This window comes from Kocuria sp. KH4, from assembly GCF_053711175.1.
This window is the reverse complement of the sequence record NZ_JBSJYX010000003.1, coordinates 54,409-72,574: the sequence shown is the minus strand read 5'-3', so window position 1 is coordinate 72,574 and position 18,166 is coordinate 54,409. Positions and strand designations below refer to the sequence as shown.

Annotated in this window: 20 protein-coding genes and 1 riboswitch; of the genes, 11 read left to right on the top strand and 9 right to left on the bottom strand. The window is 75.3% G+C overall.

Translation table 11 applies throughout. The features are described from left to right. The first annotated feature begins 271 nt into the window (after positions 1 to 271). Positions 272 to 598: a GYD domain-containing protein gene (locus tag ACWCOM_RS03745; protein ID WP_454547395.1), complete on the top strand. Its 327-nt coding sequence runs from the start codon at positions 272 to 274 to the stop codon at positions 596 to 598. 51 nt (positions 599 to 649) lie between these two features. On the opposite strand, the gene ACWCOM_RS03740 is transcribed toward ACWCOM_RS03745, so the two are convergent. Further along, positions 650 to 1,684 carry an FAD-dependent monooxygenase gene (locus ACWCOM_RS03740; RefSeq protein WP_454547394.1) on the bottom strand — a complete coding sequence of 345 codons (1,035 nt, stop codon included), beginning with the start codon at positions 1,682 to 1,684 and terminating at the stop codon, positions 650 to 652. A gap of 222 nt (positions 1,685 to 1,906) precedes the next feature. On the opposite strand from ACWCOM_RS03740, the gene ACWCOM_RS03735 reads away from it, so the two are divergent. Then, positions 1,907 to 2,497: a GNAT family N-acetyltransferase gene (locus ACWCOM_RS03735; RefSeq protein WP_454547393.1), complete on the top strand. Its 591-nt coding sequence runs from the start codon at positions 1,907 to 1,909 to the stop codon at positions 2,495 to 2,497. Between the two features lie 167 nt (positions 2,498 to 2,664). Beyond that, positions 2,665 to 3,159, top strand: a complete 495-nt coding sequence (locus ACWCOM_RS03730; protein ID WP_454547392.1) for an SRPBCC family protein — start codon at positions 2,665 to 2,667, stop codon at positions 3,157 to 3,159. Positions 3,160 to 3,268: 109 nt separating this feature from the next. Here ACWCOM_RS03730 and ACWCOM_RS03725 read toward each other — a convergent pair whose 3' ends face one another. Beyond that, the gene (locus tag ACWCOM_RS03725) at positions 3,269 to 4,057 is read right to left on the bottom strand and encodes an acetoin reductase (RefSeq protein ID WP_454547391.1); all 789 of its coding nucleotides are present in this window, start codon (positions 4,055 to 4,057) and stop codon (positions 3,269 to 3,271) included. 201 nt (positions 4,058 to 4,258) lie between these two features. Further along, positions 4,259 to 4,326, top strand: a riboswitch (guanidine-III (ykkC-III) riboswitch). Positions 4,327 to 4,336: 10 nt separating this feature from the next. Here ACWCOM_RS03725 and ACWCOM_RS03720 point away from each other — a divergent pair. From ACWCOM_RS03720 to ACWCOM_RS03705, 4 genes are all read left to right on the top strand, one after another. Continuing rightward, entirely contained in the window at positions 4,337 to 4,651 is a 315-nt protein-coding gene (locus tag ACWCOM_RS03720) for a DMT family transporter (protein WP_454547390.1), read from the top strand. Positions 4,652 to 4,900: 249 nt separating this feature from the next. Beyond that, entirely contained in the window at positions 4,901 to 5,743 is an 843-nt protein-coding gene (locus tag ACWCOM_RS03715; RefSeq protein ID WP_454547389.1) for a hypothetical protein, read from the top strand. 171 nt (positions 5,744 to 5,914) lie between these two features. Continuing rightward, entirely contained in the window at positions 5,915 to 6,346 is a 432-nt protein-coding gene (locus tag ACWCOM_RS03710; RefSeq protein WP_454547388.1) for a DUF1801 domain-containing protein, read from the top strand. A 219-nt stretch (positions 6,347 to 6,565) separates the two neighbouring features. Then, positions 6,566 to 6,730 (top strand): hypothetical protein, encoded by a 165-nt coding sequence (locus ACWCOM_RS03705; RefSeq protein WP_454547387.1) that lies wholly within the window; start codon positions 6,566 to 6,568, stop codon positions 6,728 to 6,730. Between the two features lie 64 nt (positions 6,731 to 6,794). Here the strand turns inward: ACWCOM_RS03705 and ACWCOM_RS03700 are convergent, their stop codons facing one another. The 3 genes from ACWCOM_RS03700 to ACWCOM_RS03690 form a co-directional block, all read right to left on the bottom strand. After that, complete coding sequence (locus ACWCOM_RS03700; protein ID WP_454547386.1) at positions 6,795 to 7,412, bottom strand: maleylpyruvate isomerase family mycothiol-dependent enzyme; 618 nt, start codon at positions 7,410 to 7,412, stop codon at positions 6,795 to 6,797. 62 nt (positions 7,413 to 7,474) lie between these two features. Beyond that, the gene (locus ACWCOM_RS03695) at positions 7,475 to 7,705 is read right to left on the bottom strand and encodes a hypothetical protein (protein ID WP_454547385.1); all 231 of its coding nucleotides are present in this window, start codon (positions 7,703 to 7,705) and stop codon (positions 7,475 to 7,477) included. Positions 7,706 to 7,828: 123 nt separating this feature from the next. After that, a complete protein-coding gene (locus tag ACWCOM_RS03690; protein ID WP_454547383.1) occupies positions 7,829 to 8,524 on the bottom strand; it encodes a dienelactone hydrolase family protein in 696 nt (231 codons plus the stop codon). 150 nt (positions 8,525 to 8,674) lie between these two features. Here ACWCOM_RS03690 and ACWCOM_RS03685 point away from each other — a divergent pair, with 150 nt between their 5' ends. After that, a complete protein-coding gene (locus ACWCOM_RS03685) occupies positions 8,675 to 9,499 on the top strand; it encodes a peptidase (protein ID WP_454547382.1) in 825 nt (274 codons plus the stop codon). Between the two features lie 11 nt (positions 9,500 to 9,510). Here ACWCOM_RS03685 and ACWCOM_RS03680 read toward each other — a convergent pair whose 3' ends face one another. From ACWCOM_RS03680 to ACWCOM_RS03670, 3 genes are all read right to left on the bottom strand, one after another. After that, a complete protein-coding gene (locus ACWCOM_RS03680; RefSeq protein WP_454547381.1) occupies positions 9,511 to 10,785 on the bottom strand; it encodes an ArgE/DapE family deacylase in 1,275 nt (424 codons plus the stop codon). Between the two features lie 60 nt (positions 10,786 to 10,845). Beyond that, on the bottom strand, positions 10,846 to 12,177 hold the full coding sequence (locus ACWCOM_RS03675) for an MFS transporter (RefSeq protein WP_454547380.1): 1,332 nt from the start codon (positions 12,175 to 12,177) through the stop codon (positions 10,846 to 10,848). A gap of 150 nt (positions 12,178 to 12,327) precedes the next feature. Next, positions 12,328 to 13,536 carry a helix-turn-helix domain-containing protein gene (locus tag ACWCOM_RS03670; RefSeq protein WP_454547379.1) on the bottom strand — a complete coding sequence of 403 codons (1,209 nt, stop codon included), beginning with the start codon at positions 13,534 to 13,536 and terminating at the stop codon, positions 12,328 to 12,330. A gap of 150 nt (positions 13,537 to 13,686) precedes the next feature. On the opposite strand from ACWCOM_RS03670, the gene ACWCOM_RS03665 reads away from it, so the two are divergent. The 3 genes from ACWCOM_RS03665 (at position 13,687) to ACWCOM_RS03655 (ending at position 17,613) form a co-directional block, all read left to right on the top strand. Then, a complete protein-coding gene (locus ACWCOM_RS03665; RefSeq protein WP_454547378.1) occupies positions 13,687 to 15,369 on the top strand; it encodes an amidohydrolase in 1,683 nt (560 codons plus the stop codon). Continuing rightward, positions 15,366 to 16,619, top strand: coding sequence for a M20 family metallo-hydrolase (locus ACWCOM_RS03660; protein WP_454547377.1), 1,254 nt, complete (start codon positions 15,366 to 15,368; stop codon positions 16,617 to 16,619). The genes ACWCOM_RS03665 and ACWCOM_RS03660 overlap by 4 nt, the downstream gene beginning before the upstream one ends. A 100-nt stretch (positions 16,620 to 16,719) precedes the next feature. Next, complete coding sequence (locus tag ACWCOM_RS03655) at positions 16,720 to 17,613, top strand: GmrSD restriction endonuclease domain-containing protein (protein WP_454547376.1); 894 nt, start codon at positions 16,720 to 16,722, stop codon at positions 17,611 to 17,613. Here the strand turns inward: ACWCOM_RS03655 and ACWCOM_RS03650 are convergent. After that, positions 17,610 to 18,053, bottom strand: a complete 444-nt coding sequence (locus ACWCOM_RS03650; RefSeq protein WP_454547375.1) for a hypothetical protein — start codon at positions 18,051 to 18,053, stop codon at positions 17,610 to 17,612. The genes ACWCOM_RS03655 and ACWCOM_RS03650 overlap by 4 nt on opposite strands. Between the last annotated feature and the right edge of the window lie 113 nt (positions 18,054 to 18,166).

Here is an 18,166-nt window from a genome sequence, read left to right as displayed (position 1 = left end):
CGTCTCCTCCTACGCGGAGGGCCAGGCCCCACACTCCTCGTCACGACGGACCCGGCCGGTCGTCCCCGAGAACGGTCCACGAGAGACCGGCGACAGACGGACTGCGAGACCGGCGACGGCGACACGGAGCCGACATGAGTCACGGCCCGGCGACGATCCGGGCCATGCCCTTGGGCCGCCCCGCACCGGATGCCTACGGTCTGAGCAGCCGCGCTCGGGGACCCCGGCGGACCGGCCGCCGGAGACCCGCGGGCACCGGAAGGACGAGACGATGCCGCTCTATCTGTCGACGTTCAGCTACACCCCCGAGACCTGGGCCCGGATGATCCAGCACCCGGAGGACCGCCGCCGGGCCGCCCAGGCCTACATCGAATCGGTCGGCGGGACGCTGCACGGATTCTGGTACGCCTTCGGCGCGCATGACGGGTACACCCTGTGGGAGGCCCCCGACAACGTGTCCATGGCCGCGGTGGCCCTCGCCATCAGCGGGGGCGGGGCCCTGAGCTCGCTGGAGACCACGGTGCTCATGAGTGTCGAGGAGACGCTGGACGCCCTGCGCCGGGCTGAGCAGGTCCGGTACCGGCCGCCCGGCACCTGATCCGTCCCGGCGCACCGGTCCGGCGTCCCACCCACGGCCGGTCCGCCGCCGCTACCCCAGCCGGCTCAGGCCCGCCGCCGCGGCCACGACCGTGTTGCGCACGGGCAGGAAGCGCCGCGCGGTGCTCACCGTGTTGGCCAGGCGCGCCAGGCGCACGGTGCGGGTGGCCGGCCGGCGGCGGGCGTCGTCGTACCGGCGCAGGGCGCCGGCCACGTCCGGCGCCGCGGTCAGCGCCTCGACGAGGGCCGTGGCGTCCAGGAGCGCCTCGCAGGCGCCCCGGCCGAGATTGGGCGCCATGCCGTGGGCGGCGTCGCCGAGCAGCGCGGTCCGCCCGCTGACGTAGGAGGGCGGCGGGGCGACGTCGAGCAGGGTGCGCCGGTCGACCGGGGTGTCCCCGAGGGCCCCGAGCACGCGCCGCACCTCCGGGTGCCAGTCCCCGTACAGCTCGCGGAGCACCTGGGCGGCGCTGCGGGGAGACGGCCCCGGGGGCAGGAGGTCGGCGCGGATGCTCGCGAACCAGTTGGTGTTCCCGGCGTCGTGCGGGGTGATGCCGAAGAGCCGCCCGGGCCCCCACGTCTCCGTCACCCCGTCCGCCGGGCCGGGCACGGTGCCGCGGAAGGCCACGGTGCCCAGCGGCCGCGGGGCGGAGCCGAACAGCGCGGCGCGGGTGGGGCTGTGGATGCCGTCGGCGGCGACGACGACGTCGGCCGCGGGCGGCCCACCGCGCTCGGCGGCCGTGTTCCACGCGATGACTCCCGAGGGGATCGCCGCGGCCAGTGCTCCCAGCAGGGCGGGCCGGGGCACCAGCCGGACCGGGCGGTCGAGATCCAGGCGGGCGATCTCGGTGCCGTCCGGCCGCAGGAGCCGCCCGCCGCGCTGCTCCACGGAGGCCGCGCGGACCTCGTCCCCCACCCCCAGCCGGTCCAGGGCGCTCATGGCCTCGGGCCACATCCCCAGGGCCGTGCCGGTGCCCGGCAGGCCCGGCGAGCGCTCGAGCACCCGGACGGCCCACCCCGCGCCGAGCAGCCCGCGGGCGGTGGCGAGACCGGCGATGCCGGCCCCGAGGACGACGGCTGATCCCTGCACGGCGTCTCCTCCGGTCGGTGCTGTCCCGTTCAGTGTCCCCGCCCGGGCCGGCGATGTCTGCGGGCGGTCCTCCCCGGCGGCCGCCGAAGCGGAGACCAGGCGCCACCCCGCGGCGGCCCCGGAGCCGGGTCAGCCGGTCACGTTCCGGCCCCACCCGCACGGCGGAGGAGGGGCCTTCCCGCGGTGGGATGCCCTGCGGCCCCGTCCGCGGGAGAATGGCCCATGGTCACCGTTCCGTTCACCGTCCGGCCGGCCACGAGCGAGCGGTTCGAGGACGTCGCCGCCGTCCTCGGCCCCCGGAACCCCGACTCGACCGTGTGCTGGTGCCTCACCTACCGGCTGCCGTCCCGGGAGAACCGCGCACTCACCGCGCAGGAGCGGGCCCGGAGGGTGCAGGAGCTGTGCGCCCGGCCGGTCCCGCCCGGCATTCTGGCCTACGACGGCGACACCGTGGTCGGCTGGTGCGGGGTGGCCCCGCGGGCCGAGCTGCACGCCTTCAGCCACAGCAGGACGATCCCCCACGTCGACGACCTCCCGGTCTGGACGGTGTGGTGCTTCCGGGTGCGGGGCGGCCGGCGCGGCCAGGGTGTGGCCCGGGCCCTGCTCGACGGCGCCGTGGAGCACGCCCGCGGCCACGGGGCACCGGCGATCGAGGGCTATCCGGTCGACAACGGGGACCGGAGGGTCGACACCACGATGGCCTATGTCGGCACCCGCGCCATGTTCGAGCGCGCCGGCTTCACCCGGGCGGCCGGCACGACCTCGACGCTGAACGGGTTCCCCCGCGTCCTCATGCGCCGGCCGCTGCGCTGACCGGGGCCCGCCGCACCGGGCGCCGCCGACACGAAGACGCCAAGAGTCACGGGCCGGCGACGATCCCGCCGCCGCCCTTGGGCCCGTCGTCGGCGGGTGCCTACGGTCGACCCACGCGCCGGCCGGCATCGCGCGGACGGCGCCACGAGCTCGCGGGGAGGACCACCATGCAGAAGCTGGGCCGTGCCGAGGAGTCCGTGCACATCGAGGCGCCTCCGCAGGCGGTCTACGACGTCGTCGCCGACGTCACCCGCACCCCCGAGTACAGTCCCGAGGTCGACGAGGTGGTCTGGCTCGACGACGGCGGCCCGCACGTGGGCGCCCGGTTCCGGGCCCGCAACCGGGTCCCGGAGGACTCGAGGTTCTCCTGGCACAACAGACCGATCGTGATGGCCGCCGAGCCCGGCCGGGAGTTCGCCTTCGCGCGCACCGAGCCGTTCGCCGGCACGATCGTGTGGCGCTACCGCTTCGAGCCCGAGGGCACCGGCACCCGGGTGACGGAGTCGTACGAGGTGGCCCGCCCGGTCGGCCGGATCGGCTGGTTCATCATCGGCACCCTGGGCCGGGACCCGGAGCGGATGACCACGATGCGCGAGGGGCTGTGCGAGAGCCTGCGGCGGCTCAAGCGCCTGGTCGAGGCCGGGACGGCGCCGGCGTCGTGAGCGCGCCCCGTGCCGGACGGCCGTGCGCGGCCGGCTGCCGGCGCACGGTCCCCGATGTTCGGGGCCGTGCGCCGGCAGCGGCGAGGTCGCCGCGGCGGTCCCGGCGGGGTCAGGAGAAGTTGATGCCGCCGTCGATCAGGACCGTCTGGCCGGTCATGTGGTCGGAGTCCGGCCCCGAGAGGTAGGAGACGAGCTTGGCGACGTCGGCCGGCTCGGAGACCCGGCCCGCCAGGATGTTGTCCACCTGGGCCTGCAGCGCGCTGCCGCGCGGGGTGCCCTCGCGGGTGGTGAGCCGCTCGTCGATCAGGTCCCACATCGCGGTGCCGACCACCCCGGGGGCGTAGGCGTTGACGGTGATCCCGTGCCGGGCGAACTCCATCGCCGCCGCCTGCGTCAGCCCGCGCACCGCCCACTTCGTGGCCGAGTAGGAGGCCAGCACGGGGAAGGGCCGGAACGCCACGATCGAGGCGGCCCCGATGATCTTGCCCCCGCCGCCCTGGGCGATGAACTGCCGGGCCGCGGCCTGGTAGCTGTAGTAGACGCCCTTGATGTTGACGTCCAGCATCCGGTCCAGGGCCTCCGGCTCCACGTCCAGGATCTCGTCGACCTGCGCGATGCCCGCATTGGCGACGAAGACGTCCAGCCGGCCCAGGGCGTCCACCCCCTCCTGGACCATGCGTGCGACGTCCGCGTGGTCGGCGACGTCCCCGGTCACCCCGACCGCTCGGCGGCCCCGGTCCTCCACCGCCGCGATCACCGCGTCGATGTTGTCCTGGGCGCCCGGGATGTCGGCCACCACGATGTCCAGCCCGTCGTCGGCCAGCCGTTCGGCGATGGCCCGTCCGATGCCGCGCCCGGCTCCGGTGATCAGTGCGACGCGGGAAGAGTTCTCCGGCATGGTGCCTCCTGTGCTCGTGGCACCGGTCGTGCGCTTCGCCGGCTCCGTCGCCGGCGGTGGTGCCCGTGCCGACGAGTCTGTTGGCGTGCTCCGGCTGCCCGGAAGAGTCGCTATCGCCCAGCGATAATCCGGCCGTCCCCCGGGCGACCCGGTGGTGATCCGTCTGACGTTGCCCCGGCCGTCCGGAGGTGAGACGGTGGAAGGGAGCCCGGAATCCCGGGCTCCCGGACGAGGGGCGCTGTACCCGGCGAGCGACAAGACGGCCCGCAGGAGGCTGTCATGTCGTGGTTCGTTCTGGTGCTCTCCGGGATCCTCGAAGCGGTGTGGGCCACCGCCCTGGGCCGGTCCGACGGCTTCAGCCGGCTCGGCCCGTCCGTGGTGTTCGCCGTGGCCCTGGCCGCGAGCATGACGGGCCTGGCGTGGGCGATGCGGGAGCTGCCCGTGGGCACCGCCTACGCGGTGTGGGTGGGCATCGGCGCGGTGCTCACCGTTGTCTACGCGATGGCCACCGGCGACGAGCTGGTCTCGGCGCTCAAGATCGGGTTCCTGCTGATGATCATCGGCGGGGTCCTCGGGCTCAAGCTGACCCACTGACACCGTGCCGGGGCGCTCGCCGCCGCCGGACGGCGGCCGGGACGCGACCGCCCCACTCGGAGCAGCACCCGGCCCGGTGCGACCGGGCGCTGTGACGCCGCGTTGCGCCGGGCCCGCACCCGGGGTGTGAGGATGCCCACTCGTGCGGCGTTCACCCAGGTCGGTCCGGATAATGGATGCGGCCGACCCGAGCGACGTCGCGGGGTTCCGGCCCCCACCCCCAGCCCGCGACCGGACCAGGACATCTGCATGACCCTCGAGAAACCACAGACCAGCACCGCGCCCGCCGACGAGCAGGCCCCCACGGACGAGAAGCCCGAGAAGAAGAGCTCCGCCCTGAACATCCCGGGCCTGCTCGCCGGCGCCGCCACCGCCGCGACCATGTCCGTGATCGGCGGCCACCTCAGCGTCGTCGGCACCGTCCTCGGCGCCGCCCTGACCAGCATCGTCTCCGGCATCGCCGTGGTCGTCTACTCGACCTCGCTCGAACGGAGCCGACAGGGCCTGCAGAAGGTCCACACCGTGGTGACCCGGCGCATCCTCACCCGCGACGGCCTGCGGGTCCCCGAGACCCACGGCAGCAGCGCCGTGGAGGCCGACGCCCCCGCGCAGCGCTTCCGGCTGCCGCTGAAGCAGGTGCTCGTGAGCACCGGGGTGATCATCGGGCTGGCGGTCGCCGCGGTCTTCGGCATCCAGGCGCTGACCGGCACCGAGCTCTCCGGCGGCACGGGCACCATTCAGCGCACCGTGACGGGCTCCGAGTCCGTGGCCGTGCGCAGTGCCACCACCCCCGCTCCCGCCGGCGAGCAGGCGCCGGAGACCGGGGAGCTCACCCCGGCCGAGGGCGCCGACCCGGCGGAGGTGCCGACCACCGCCCCCACCGCGGACGCGGCGCTGCCCGGGGAGACGGCCCCGACCGGCGGTGCCGTGACCGGCGAGGACACGACCACGCCCGAGGACGCGGCCGCCGGCACGGGCGGTCAGCCGCAGGACGGCGGCCTGACGGGCACCGACACCGGTCAGCTCGACCCCGGGACCGCCCCGCAGGGCGCCGCCGGCACCGACCCCGGAGCGGCCCCCGCCGCCCCGTAGACAGGACCCGGCACCCGGAGCACAGGGGGCGGCGGACGTGGCGCACACGTCCGCCGCCCCCGTTGCCGTCCGCCTCCCTTCCCGCGTCCGCCCCGCGGCGTACGGTGGCCCCGGAGCCGGCGACGCCGCCGCCCCGGGGCGGCACGCCCCGCACCCGTCCGAGGAGGCACCGTGGAGAAGACCCCTCAGCCGGTCGAGGAGTTCCTCGCCGGCGTCGTGCCCCGGCGACGACGGGCCGACGCGGAGCGGCTGCTCCCGCTGTTCGCCCGGGCCACCGGGGAGACCCCCACGATGTGGGGCACGATCATCGGCTTCGGCGAGTACCACTACCGCTACGCCAGCGGCCACGAGGGCGACGCCCCCGCGGCCGGCTTCGCCCCCCGCCGGGCCGCCAGCACCGTCTACCTGTTCGACGGCGTCAGCGCCTACCCCGACGAGCTGGCCCGGCTGGGCCCTCACACGACCGGCGTCGGATGCCTCTACCTCAAGGACCTCGACGCCATCGACCTCGGTGTGCTCGAGGACGTCGTCGCCGCCTCGTACGCCGCCGTGACCCGCGGGACCGTCGAGCGGCGCGCCCGGGACGGCGCCCCTCCCGCCTGAGCCGGCGCCGCGGCGGGGGAGCAATCTTTCGTCATGTTCGAATGTTTTCCCTGACCAGGGCCGATGTTTCCGCGGGCGCCCGGAGGTCTGGACTTAAGTCCAGGGACATATAACCCGGACGGCACCTAACTTGGGGTCCACCGGGCTGCGATCGCAGCCGCGGGGAGGACGACGAAGGGGATCGCAGTGGCGGGGGATCGGGAAGTGCGTGAGGACCGGGTGGCGCAGTGGCTGACGGTGGTGGCCGTGGCGCTGTTCGTCGCCAACGGCGCGGTGCTGGCCCTGGGCGCCCAGGCGTACGGGTGGTCCGCGCTGCTGGTCGCGGGCGCGGTGTTCATCGCGGTCTCCACCGGCATCCTGGAGCGCCCGCTGCGCCGGAGCTGACCCCACGGCCGCCCGGACGGTGTCACCCGCGCGGAACGGGCCGCCCGGACGGGCCCGCCGGGCCTCAGCGGAGGAGGGCCGCAGCCCCCGCGCCGGCGAGCTCTCCCGGCTCGACCGGGCGCCCGGACACCGCCAGCAGCAGGGCGATGGCCGTTCCGCGCACGTCCGGGCCCGTCCCGGTCTCGAGTCCGGCGTCGGTGGCCACGAGACGCAGCCCGTGGGCGCGCTCCTTGCCCCCGCCGAACCGCACACCCGTGCGCAGCTGGTGGCGCAGGGCCTCGGCGACGGGCGCGGCCGGATAGTCGCGGCGGATGCCGAGGGGCCTCCGGATGTCCTCCCCGTGCACGAACGCCTCGACCAGCCGGGTGGCCGGCGGCGCCGGGGCGCTGGTCGTCCGGTCGCTGACCGCGCGGAAGGCGGCCAGGGTCGCGCGCGGGTCGGCCCGGCGCTCCCGGGCGACCCCCCGGGCGTTGCAGCGGTCGAAGTCGAAGCCGGCGGCGGCGAGACGACGCAGGAAGCCTCCGCGCGTGGTGCCGGCGTCGTCGACGAGGTGGGCCAGGACGTCGTGGACGTCCCAGCCCGGGCACAGCGACGGGGTGGCCCACCGCGGCACCGGCAGGTGCTCCAGGTCGTGGGCCAGTGCCCGGCGCTCGGCGTGCACCACGGGCCAGATCTCGGTCATGCGGGCTCCTTCGCTGTCTCGGCGGACCGCCGCCGGACGAGGCCGTCCGGCGGCGGTCCGCACTACGTCGTGGGCGGCTCCGGGTCGGCGGGCCGGTCGGCGCCGCGGCGCAGGAGGGCGCGCTGCCGCAGCAGGCCGGAGATCACGAAGCTCAGGGCCAGCGAGCAGGCGAGTGCCACCAGGTAGCTGTCCAGCAGCCACGACAGCAGCGGCAGGAGGCCGCCCAGGCACACGGCCGCCAGCAGCTGCTCCTTGGGCGAGCCGGCGGGCTGCGGAGTCTTCCCGGCGTTCATGCCTCCACCCTAGGGACCGCACCCCGGGCTCCGGCGGCCGACCCGCCCCGGCAGTGCCGTCGAGGAAACCGGGACCGTGCGCCCGGCACGTGCGGCGGCATGCGCCCGGCGGCGGCGGGGGCGCTACCGCACGTGCTCGCGCAGGAACCCGACCGTGCGCCCCCAGGCCAGGCGGGCCTCGCCGGGACGGTGGTTGTGCCGGTTCTCGTCGTTGTGGAAGGCGTGCGGGGCGTCGTAGAAGTGGAACTCCACGACCGGGGCCCCGGAGTCCCGGCGGATCTGCTCCTCCAGGGCCTCGGCCTGCTCGACGGGGTAGGACGTGTCCTGGCGGCCGTAGTGGCCCTGCACGGCCGCGCGCAGGTCGTGGTAGGCGTCCGGCAGCCCTTGGCCGACGCCGTAGAACGGCACCGCGGCGCCGATCCGCTCGCCCTGCTCCGCCGCGAGCGCCAGGACGAACCCGCCGCCCATGCAGAAGCCGACGGCGCCCAGGGTGGCGCTCGTGACGGCCTCGTGCTCCAGCAGGAAGTCCACCGCCCCGCCGAGCAGCCGGGCGCCCTCCTCCTCGGGCAGCCGGGCCATCATCGTGGCGGCCTCCTCGGAGTCGTGGGTGACGGACCCGCCGTAGAGGTCCGGGGCCAGGGCGACGAAGCCCTCCGCCGCGAGCCGGTCGGCCACGTCGCGGATGTGGTCGGTCAGCCCCCACCACTCCTGGACCACGACGACGCCGGGGCCGCGGCCGGACTTCGGCAGGGACAGGTAGCCGTGGGCCCGGCCCCCGGCCGAGGGAAAGGTGACGTTCTGGTGCGGGGTCTGCTCCACTGCGGTGCTCCTTCGTCGGGGTGCCGGACCCGGCCAGTGTAGGCGGGCGGACCGTCATGTTCGGGCGGGAGGCCACCATTCCTGTTTGCTTTCGTACACTAAGGGACGGTCGGTGGGGCCGAGGGGGATCGAGCACGGGAGCCGGGGACGATGCGCGAGCACGGTGGCACCACGCCGCACCGGCGCCGCGGCCGGGGACGACGGACGGGCCCGGCGGCGGGGATCGTGCTGCTGCTCGTGCTGGGCTGCACCCCGTGCCTCGTCGACCACTACGCCCTGCCCGTCCTCCGCCCGTACCTGCCGGACGCCTCCGCGCCGCCGCCCGGGGTGGAGGCCGCCCGGGCCCCGCTGGGCGCCCCGCCGGCCGTGGCGGAGGCGGGCGGCTACCGCTTCATGGACTCCCCCGACCCGGACCAGGAGATGGTCGCCTACGACCCCTGCCGGCCGGTGCACTGGGTCGTGCGCCCGGACGGCTCCCCGCCCGGAGGACAGCAGCTCGTGCAGGAGGCGGTGGCCGAGATCTCCGCGGCCACCGGCCTGCGCTTCGTCCACGACGGCACGACCACCGAGGGCCCCGACGCCCGGCGGGAGCCGTATCAGCCCGACCGGTACGGCCGGAGGTGGGCGCCGGTGCTCGTCGCGTGGTCGGACCCGGACGAGGTCCCGGAGCTGGCCGGCGACGTCGTCGGCCTCGGCGGCAGCACCCCCCGGGGCGCGCCCGGGCAGCCGCTGGTCTACGTCTCCGGGCAGGTCACCCTCGACGCCCCGGGCCTGGCCCGGATCCTGCAGGCCCCCGGCGGCGCCCACCACGTCCGCGCGACGATCGTCCACGAACTGGCGCACGTGGTCGGGCTCGCCCACGTGGACGACCCCGCCCAGGTGATGCACCCGGCCGGCGAGGCCACGGTGCTCGCCGCCGGGGACCGGGCCGGGCTGGCCGCGCTCGGCTCCGGCCGGTGCGTCCCGCAGCTGTGAGGGCGCGCCCGTCAGACGCGCTCCTCGACGCCGCACCAGCCGGCGATGAACAGGGCGATGCTCTGGGTGATCCGGCGCACCGACTCCACGCTGACCCGTTCGTCGAAGCCGTGGATCGCCTCGGAGACCGGGCCGTAGACGAGCGTGGGGATCCCGCCGTAGAGGGTGAAGACGCGGCCGTCCAGGTAGCCGGGCGTGGTGAAGCTCTCGAGCTCCGCGTCGAAGACGGCCCGGTGCGTGCGCCCGAGCAGCTCCTCGGCCGCGCTGCCGGGCTCGAGGACGTAGCCCTCGGCGAAGAAGCCCGTGCGCGTGGCCACCGCCCGGATCGGGGCGGACCCGGTGCCGAGGCGGGCCAGACGCTCCTCGATCGCCGCCCAGGCCCGCTCGGCGGGCACCCCGGGGTAGACGGCGGCGCGGAGGTCGAACTCGCACCAGGCCGGGACGCTGGAGGGCCAGTCGCCGCCGGCGATCCCGCCGAAGTTGAAGTTGATGGGGTGCGCCAGGTCCTCGAACCAGCGGTGCCGGGCCCGTTCCGCGTTCCACTCCTCCTCGAGCTCGCGCAGGGCGCCCATCGCGGTGTACGCGGCGTCGATGGCGTTGAAGCCGGCGGCCATCTCCCGGGGGTGCGTGGGGTGGCCGGTGACCCGCACCCGGCCCCAAAGCACGCCCACGTTGGCGCGCACCAGCATGTCCTCCTCGGGCTCCGGGATGATCACCGCGTCGGCGCGGTAGCCGCGCAGCAGCGCCGAGAGGGACCCGTTGCCGGTGCACTCCTCCTCGACGACCGACTGCAGGTGGATGCGCCCGGTCGGGTCGAGGCCGGCGGCGCGCACGGCGTCGAACGCGAACAGGTTGGCGGCGAGACCGGCCTTCATGTCCCCGGCGCCGCGCCCGTACATCCACCCGTCGAGCACGGCGGCGTCCCACGGGGAGCGGGTCCACTCCTCGACGGGCCCCTCCGGGACGACGTCCACGTGCCCGTTGAGGATCAGCGACCGCCCCGTCTCCCGCGCCGGGTGGTAGGTGCCGACCACGTTGACGACGTCGTCGTAGGAGACCGTCACGGCCCCGCCCCCCTCGTGCCCGGCGAGCTCCGCGGGGTCCAGCGACCAGCGGTCCATCTCGAGCCCCCGGCCGGCCATGGCGGCGTGCAGGAGGTCCTGGGCGCCGCGCTCGCGGGTGCGCAGCGAGGGGTGGCGCACCAGCTCCTGGGTGAACGCGAGCTGGTCGTCGAAGGCGGCGTCCACCGCGTCGAGGATCCGCTGCTGCTGGGCTGGACTGGGCATGGTGGCCTTCCGGGAGGAGGGGGACGGGGTCCGCCCCGGTGGGACGCGGACCCCGTCGGGTCAGTTGTCGACGACGAGCCGCTTGTCCTGCACGCGCAGCCGCTCGCCGAAGAAGCCGCCCACGGCGGTCAGCAGGGCGATGAGCGCGAGGATCACCGCGGCGCCCCAGGACCGGTCGTCGGTGACGGCGAGCATGCCGGTGGCGATCATCGGCATGAACCCGCTGGTGGCGCCGGCCAGGTTGTACCCGAGGGCCACCCCGGAGTAGCGCAGGTTCGGCGGGAACAGCTCGGTGAGCAGGGCGCCGTTCACGGCGTAGGCCACGGCGATGAGCATGATGCCGAGGGTGATGGCCAGCGTGATCAGCAGCGGGGAGCGCGTGTCGATCAGGGCGAACAGGGGGAACGCGGCGGCGGCGGTGAGGAGCCCGCCCCACATCGTCACCTTGCCGGGACCGATCCGCTCGGCCAGCCGGCCCATGAGCACCGTGACGCCGATCTGCGCCACGGCGGCGATCAGCGTGGCGTTGACCATGACGCCGCGGTCCACGCCGAGGGTGTTGGAGCCGTAGCTGACCACGAAGGTGGTGATCATGTAGAAGCCGCCCACGCCGAGCATCGCGGCCAGGACGGCGACCACGAGCCGGCCGCCGGCGTGCCGGACGACGTCCAGAGCCGGGACCTTGGCGGTCTCCTCCTGGGCGAGCAGGTCCTGGAAGATCGGGGACTCCTCGACCTTGAGCCGGATCCACAGGGCCACGAGGAGCAGCGGGAAGGCCATGAGGAAGGGGATGCGCCAGCCCCACGCGTCGAACGTCTCGGAGGGGAAGAGCAGGACGAGGGCGAAGGCCGCGGAGGAGAGCAGGGTGCCCACGGGCGAGCCGATCTGCACCAGCGCCGCGAACCGCCCGCGCTTCTCGGCCGGCGCGTGCTCGACGGCCATGGTGACGGCGCCGCCCCACTCGCCGCCGACCGCCAGGCCCTGCACCAGGCGCAGCACGGCCAGCAGGATCGGGGCGGCCAGGCCGATGGTGCCGAAGTCGGGCAGGAAGCCGATGAGGCCGGTGGCGACACCGATCATGACGATGGTGGTGAGCAGCGCGGGCCGCCGGCCGTAGCGGTCACCGATGTAGCCGAACAGGACGGCGCCGATCGGACGGGCGGCGAAGCCCACGCCGAAGGTCGCGAAGGAGGCCAGCAGGGCGGCCGTGGGGTCCAGCTCGGTGAAGAAGAGCCGGTTGAAGACGAGGGCCGCGGCGGTCCCGAAGAGGTAGTAGTCGTACCACTCCAGGGCGGTGCCGACGAAGGCGGCGCGGGCGATCTTCCCCGCGTCCTTGCCGGAGACGGTGGGCGGGGCCCCGGAGGCGGAGTCGAGGGAGGATGGCGTCGTCACGGAGGTGCCTTTCGAGCGTGGGCGGGTGCGCGGCGGGGTGCGGCGGCCGGGTGCGGCGGCGAGGCGCACCGGCCGGATGGCGGCGGCCGCGGCGTTCCTTCGAGGCTAGGGAGGTGACGATCCCCCGGACAATGACGCCGTCCACTCAGCTCAGGGACGGGGTTTGTGCATTGTCACAATGCCGGGCGGCTCGTCGTAGCCGCTGAGGGAGACCAGGGCCAGCGCCGCCTCGGCGGGGACGGTCAGGTCCAGCCCGATGATCCGGTGCAGGGCGTGCAGCCGGTTCACCACGGTGTTGCGGTGGCAGTAGAGCTCCTCGGCGGTCCGTTTGATCGACCCGGTCCGGGCGTAGCTGCGGGCGACCTCCAGCAGGCGCCGCCGTTCGTGCGGGGTGCACCGGTCGAGCGCCCGGGTGACGGGGGCGGACAGCCCCGGCAGCCGCTCCTCGAGCAGCTCCGCGGCAATCCCCGTCCAGGCGTCCGCGACGGTGACCAGGCCCGGGGCGCCCGGGCGGTGGCCGGCCAGGAGCAGGGCCGTGGCGGCAGCGCGGGGGACGGCGGCCAGGCCGTCCGCCGTCGGGGCGCACCCGGCGGGTACCGGCGGCGGGTCGTCCGGCCAGGCGGCACCCGGCCGCAGGGGCCGGAACACGCACAGACCGCCCGGCATCTCGTGCACGAAGGCCCGCGGGTCCGTCTCGTACCGGCGCCGCGCCGGGGCGGCGGCGTCACCGACCACGGCCAGCACCTCGAAGTCGTCCTCGGCGCGCACCCCGAGCGCGGAGGCGATCTCCGCGACGCGGGCCGGGTCCTCGCTGTCCCCGGCGAACAGCCGGGACAGGACCCGCTGACGGTACAGCTGCTTGTCGCGGGCCAGCAGGGCCTCCTCCTCGGCGAAGGCCTGCTGGATGCTGCTGATGTAGCCCTCCACCGTGTCCAGGACCCGGTCCATGTGCGCGACCAGCACCTCGAGGCGGTCCGGCCGCGCCACCCGCTCCAGGCCCTGCCACAGCACCCGGAAGTCGTTGCGCACGGCGGCGAGGAAGGCCTCGAGGGGCACCCCCTGCCGGGCGCGGCGCACGGCCACGTCCCGGGGCAGCGTGGCCAGCTCCGGGGGGATCGGCGCGCCGGCCATCTCAAGCAGCAGCAGGTCCATGGTGTCCACGGCCGTGCGGCGGATGTCCTCGTCCGGCACGAGGGCCTCGTCGTAGGAGACGGCGGCGAAGCGGCGCAGGAACTCCCGCACCAGGGAGTCCCGCTCCTGCCACAGCCGCTGGATGAGCCCGGTCCACTCGGGCTCCGCGGAGTCCTGCACCCGGAGTTCGCGGGAGCCGCCGGCCAGGGCGGCGGAGGGGGTGGTCATGCCCCCATGTTAGGCATTCGCCCATTCGGCCGGGGACGACCGGCGGTCATTGTCCATTGGAGACGACATTTCCCCAGGATTGAATGGGGATGCGGTGCTTCCCGGCGCCGCGCGCCACCGCGTCCCGGCGTCCACGACGGGGAAGGACCCATGCTCGCCGACCTGCTGATCCACAACGCCCACGTCCTCACGCAGGACCCGGGGCACCCGACCGCGAGCAGCGTGGTCGTCCACGACGGAAAGGTCCTCGCCCTCGACGACGACGGGATCCCCGTGCGCCGCCGCCTGGACGCCGGCGGGGCCACGGTGGTGCCCGGCTTCCACGACGTCCACGCCCACAGCGTCTGGTTCGGCCTGACCCTGCTGGAGGCCGACCTCGGCGCGGCGACGAGCCTGGAGGACGTGTACGCCGTCGTCGCCGGCGCGGCCGCGGCCCTCGCGCCGGAGGAGTGGGTGGTGGCCTCCGGGTTCAGCCCGCTGCTGCTGGACGGGGCGCAGCCGGACCGGGACCGCCTCGACGCCGCGGCCGGTGGGCGCCCGGTGTGGATCAAGCACTCCTCCGGGCACGCGTGCACGCTCAACGGGGTCGCGCTGGACCTGGTGTCCCGGGGGGCCGACCTGACCGCCGCGGTCGAGGGCGGCGTGGTCGTCGTCGACGCCGGCGGCCGGCCCACCGGCCTGCTGGAGGAGAACGCCATGCGCCTCGTCCAGGACATCATGCTCCCCTATCCGCTGGAGACCATCGAGCGTGCCCTGGAGCTGGCCACCACGCACTACCTCTCCGAGGGCATCACGAGCGTGACGGACGCCGGGATCGCCGGGGGCTGGATCGGGTACTCGCCGCAGGAGTTCGCGGCCTACCAGAACGCCCGGGACAAGGGGCTGCTCGGCGTGCGGATGCAGCCCATGGTGGTGCTGGACGCCCTGGGCCCGCTGTCCGGCCACGCCGAGGACCCGGCCGGGCGGGGTCTCGGCACCGGGATCCGCACCGGGCTCGGGGACGACTGGCTGCGGCTGGGCTCGGTGAAGATCTTCACCGACGGGTCCCTGCTGGGCAGCACGGCCTACGTCTCGGAGGAGTACGTGGGCTGCCCGCACAACCACGGCTACCTGCAGGCGGACGCGGAGGAGCTGCGCCGCTCCGCGCTCGAGGCCTACCGGGCGGGGTGGTCCCTGGCCCTGCACGCCATCGGCGACCGCGCCGTCGACCACGCCCTGGACATCATCGTGGAGGCGCAGGAGACGTACGGCCGCGGCCGGCTCCCCAACCGGATCGAGCACGGCGGCGTGGTCCGCCCGGAGCAGCTGGACCGGATCGCGGCCGCCGGGATCGTCCTGGTCCCGCAGCCCCACTTCATCACCGAGTTCGGGGACGGCATGGCGCGGCTGCTGGGCCCCGAACGCACCCTGCTGTCCTATCCGGCCCGGAGCCTGCTGGAGCGCGGCGCGGTCCTGCCGGGCAGCTCCGACCGGCCGGTCTCCGAGGGCCGGCCCCTGGCCGTCATGCAGTCCTTCGTGGAGCGGCTGACCCCGGCCGGGGAGGTCTACGGCCCGGGCGAGCGGCTCACGGCGGTCCAGGCGCTGGCGGCCTACACCACCGGTTCCGCGGCGGCCACGGGCAGCGCCCACCTCAAGGGACGGCTCGCCCCGGGCTTCCTCGCGGACCTCGTGCTCCTCGACCAGGACCCCACGGCGGTGCCGTCCGCGCGGATCGGCTCGACCCGGGTGCTGGCCACGGTGGTCGGCGGGGAGCTCCGCTACGGCACCGATCGTTTCGCCCCGCAGGACAGCCCGGTCGCCGCGCAGGCACCGGCAGGAAAGGACAACGGATGAGCACCGCCCACGAGCAGTTCCTCGAGGACTTCACCACCCTGTCGTCGTTCGGCGCGACGCCCGGGGGCGGGGTCGACCGCCAGGCCGGGACCCCGGCCGACCACCGCACCCGGGCGTGGTTCGGCGGCTGGCTCGAGCGCCACGGCTTCACCGAGGCCGTGGACGCGGCGGGCAACCAGTTCGGCACGCTGGAGCTCGTCCCGGGCGCCCCGTACGTGCTGGTCGGCTCGCACCTGGACTCCCAGCCCCTGGCGGGGCGGTTCGACGGCGCCTACGGAGTGCTGGCCGGAGCGCACGCGGCGGCGCGCGTGGCCGCCGAAGCCGGTTCCGGGGAGCTCACCCCGCTGTTCAACGTGGCCGTGGTGAACTGGTTCAACGAGGAGGGCAGCCGGTTCACGCCGAGCATGATGGGCAGCTCCGTCTTCACGGGCAAGCTCCCTCTCGACCAGGCCCTGGCCACGGCGGACGCGACCGGAGCCACCGTGGCGGACGCGCTGGCCGCCGGACGCCGGCCCGGGAGAGCCGGGGCACCGGTCCTGGCCGACGTGGCCCGCTACGCGGAGATCCACGTGGAACAGGGCCGGATCCTCGAGGAGACGGGCACGGAGGTCGGGATCGTGGACCGCACCTGGGCGGCCGCCAAGTACCGCGTCACGGTCGACGGGGCCCAGTCCCACACCGGCTCGACCCGGATGGAGGACCGCCGCGACGCCCTGTACGGCGCGGCCCTGGTGATCGCCGCCGCGCGCGAGCTGGCCGAGCAGTTCGAGCCGGGGCAGCTGCACACCTCCGTCTCCCAGATGGAGGTCCTGCCCAACTCGCCGGTCACGATCGCCCGCCGGGTGACCATGAACCTGGACCTGCGCTCCCCCGACGAGGGCGTCCTCGAGCGCGCCACCGGACTCGTCCACCGGTGGGCCGAGGAGGCCGCGGAGCGCTCCCGGACGCAGGTCCGCCTGGAGCCGACCCACCGGTGGGGGCTGGTGGCCTACCAGCCGGAGGGGGTCGACCTGGGCACGGCCAGCGCCGAGCGGCTCGGTCTCAGCCACCGCCGGATCATGACCGTGGCCGGGCACGACTCGACCAACCTGAAGGACGTCGTGCCCACCGTGATGCTGTTCGTGCCCAGCGTGGAGGGCATCTCCCACCACGAGGCCGAGTGCACCCGGGACGAGGACGCCGTGCGCGGCGTGGAGCTGCTCACCGAGGTGCTGCGGGGGCTGGTGCGTGGAGAGCTCGTGGAGCGCTGAGCCGGCCGCCCGCAGCGCCCGCTCCGGATGGCCTGCGGGCCCTGCCACCAGGGACAATGGGGACCGTCCGCCGTCCCGTCCCGAGCGAGGAGTCCGCCCCGTGCCCAGACGCGCTTCCCCCGGTGCCGGTTCGCCCCCGCTCCGCAGGGCGCCGGCCGTCCTGCTCGCCCTCGTCCTGCTCGCCCTCGTCCTGCTGGGCGGGTGCACCGCTCCGGCCCGGACCACCGTGGACTCCTCGGCGGCCGGGCAGGCCCTCGAGGCGCTGCCCGTCGAGGAGGCCGGCAGCGGGGACGACTACGACCGGCTCGCGCAGTTCGGGGACTGGGCCGATCCGGACGGCAACGGCTGCGACGCCCGCAACGACGTCCTGGCCCGGGATCTCACCCGTGCGGTGCTCGGCGACGACGGGTGCACCGTCCTCTCCGGGACGCTGGAAGACCCCTACACGGGGGCGACGATCGACTTCCGCCGCGGGCCGCTGACCTCCGCCGACGTGCAGATCGACCACGTGGTGGCGCTCAAGAACGCCTGGGTCACCGGGGCGGACCGGCTCGGCGCGGACGAGCGGCAGGCGCTGGCCAACGACCCGCTGAACCTCCTGGCCGTGGACGGGCCCACCAACGGGGACAAGTCCGCCTCGGACGCCGCCGCCTGGCTGCCGCCGGACGAGGCCTTCCACTGCCCGTACGTGGCCCGCCAGATCGCGGTGAAGACCCGTTACGAGCTGTTCGTCACCGCCGAGGAGAAGGCGGCCATGGCCGAGGTCCTGGCCGGGTGCCCCGGGCAGGACTTGCCCGACGACGCCCTCGCGGCCCGGGCCGATCCGCCTTCCCCCGCGCCGTCCGCCCCGGGGTCGACCGCGCCCGTCGAGGTGTACTACCCGGACTGCGACGCCGTGCGCCGGGCCGGCGTCGCACCGCTGCGCGCGGACGAGCCCGGCTACCGCCCGGCGCTGGACCGCGGCGGGGAGCCGGGCGTGGCCTGCGAGGGCTAGCGGCACCGCCCGGCCGCCGGCTCCTGCGCCGCAGGCCCCTCGGTCGCCGGGCCCTGCGACGCAGTGCCCTCGGCGGCGGGCCCCTCGGTGGCGGGCTCCTGCAGCGCGGGCCCCTCGGTCGCGGGCTCCTGCGGTCCGGTGCCCGGCGCCGCCTCGGGAGCCGCGGCCTGCTGCGGCGCGCCCTCCGGCGGCGCCGCGGCGGACCAGGAGGCGCCCGGCACCCGCGGCACCCCGGCCGCGAACGCCTGCCGGACGGCGGCCGCCTGCTCCTCCGGGCCCGCCTGCTCGGCGGCGGCGATCACGGTCACGAACGCCTTGGTGTCGTGGACCAGCTCGGTGATCGTCTCGGGGGAGTCGACGGCCCAGCCGTAGGCCGTCGCGTAGTCCACGGGGCGCCCGCCGGAGGTCACGGCGCCCCGGTCGTCGATCTCCACGCTCATGCTCCTGCGTCCTCCTGTGCTGGTGACCGCCCCGGGAGGGCCGGATCTGAGGCGAGGGTATCCCAGGCCGGGGCGGTCCGTGCTGACATCCTGTCGTCGGGTGTTGTCGGCTC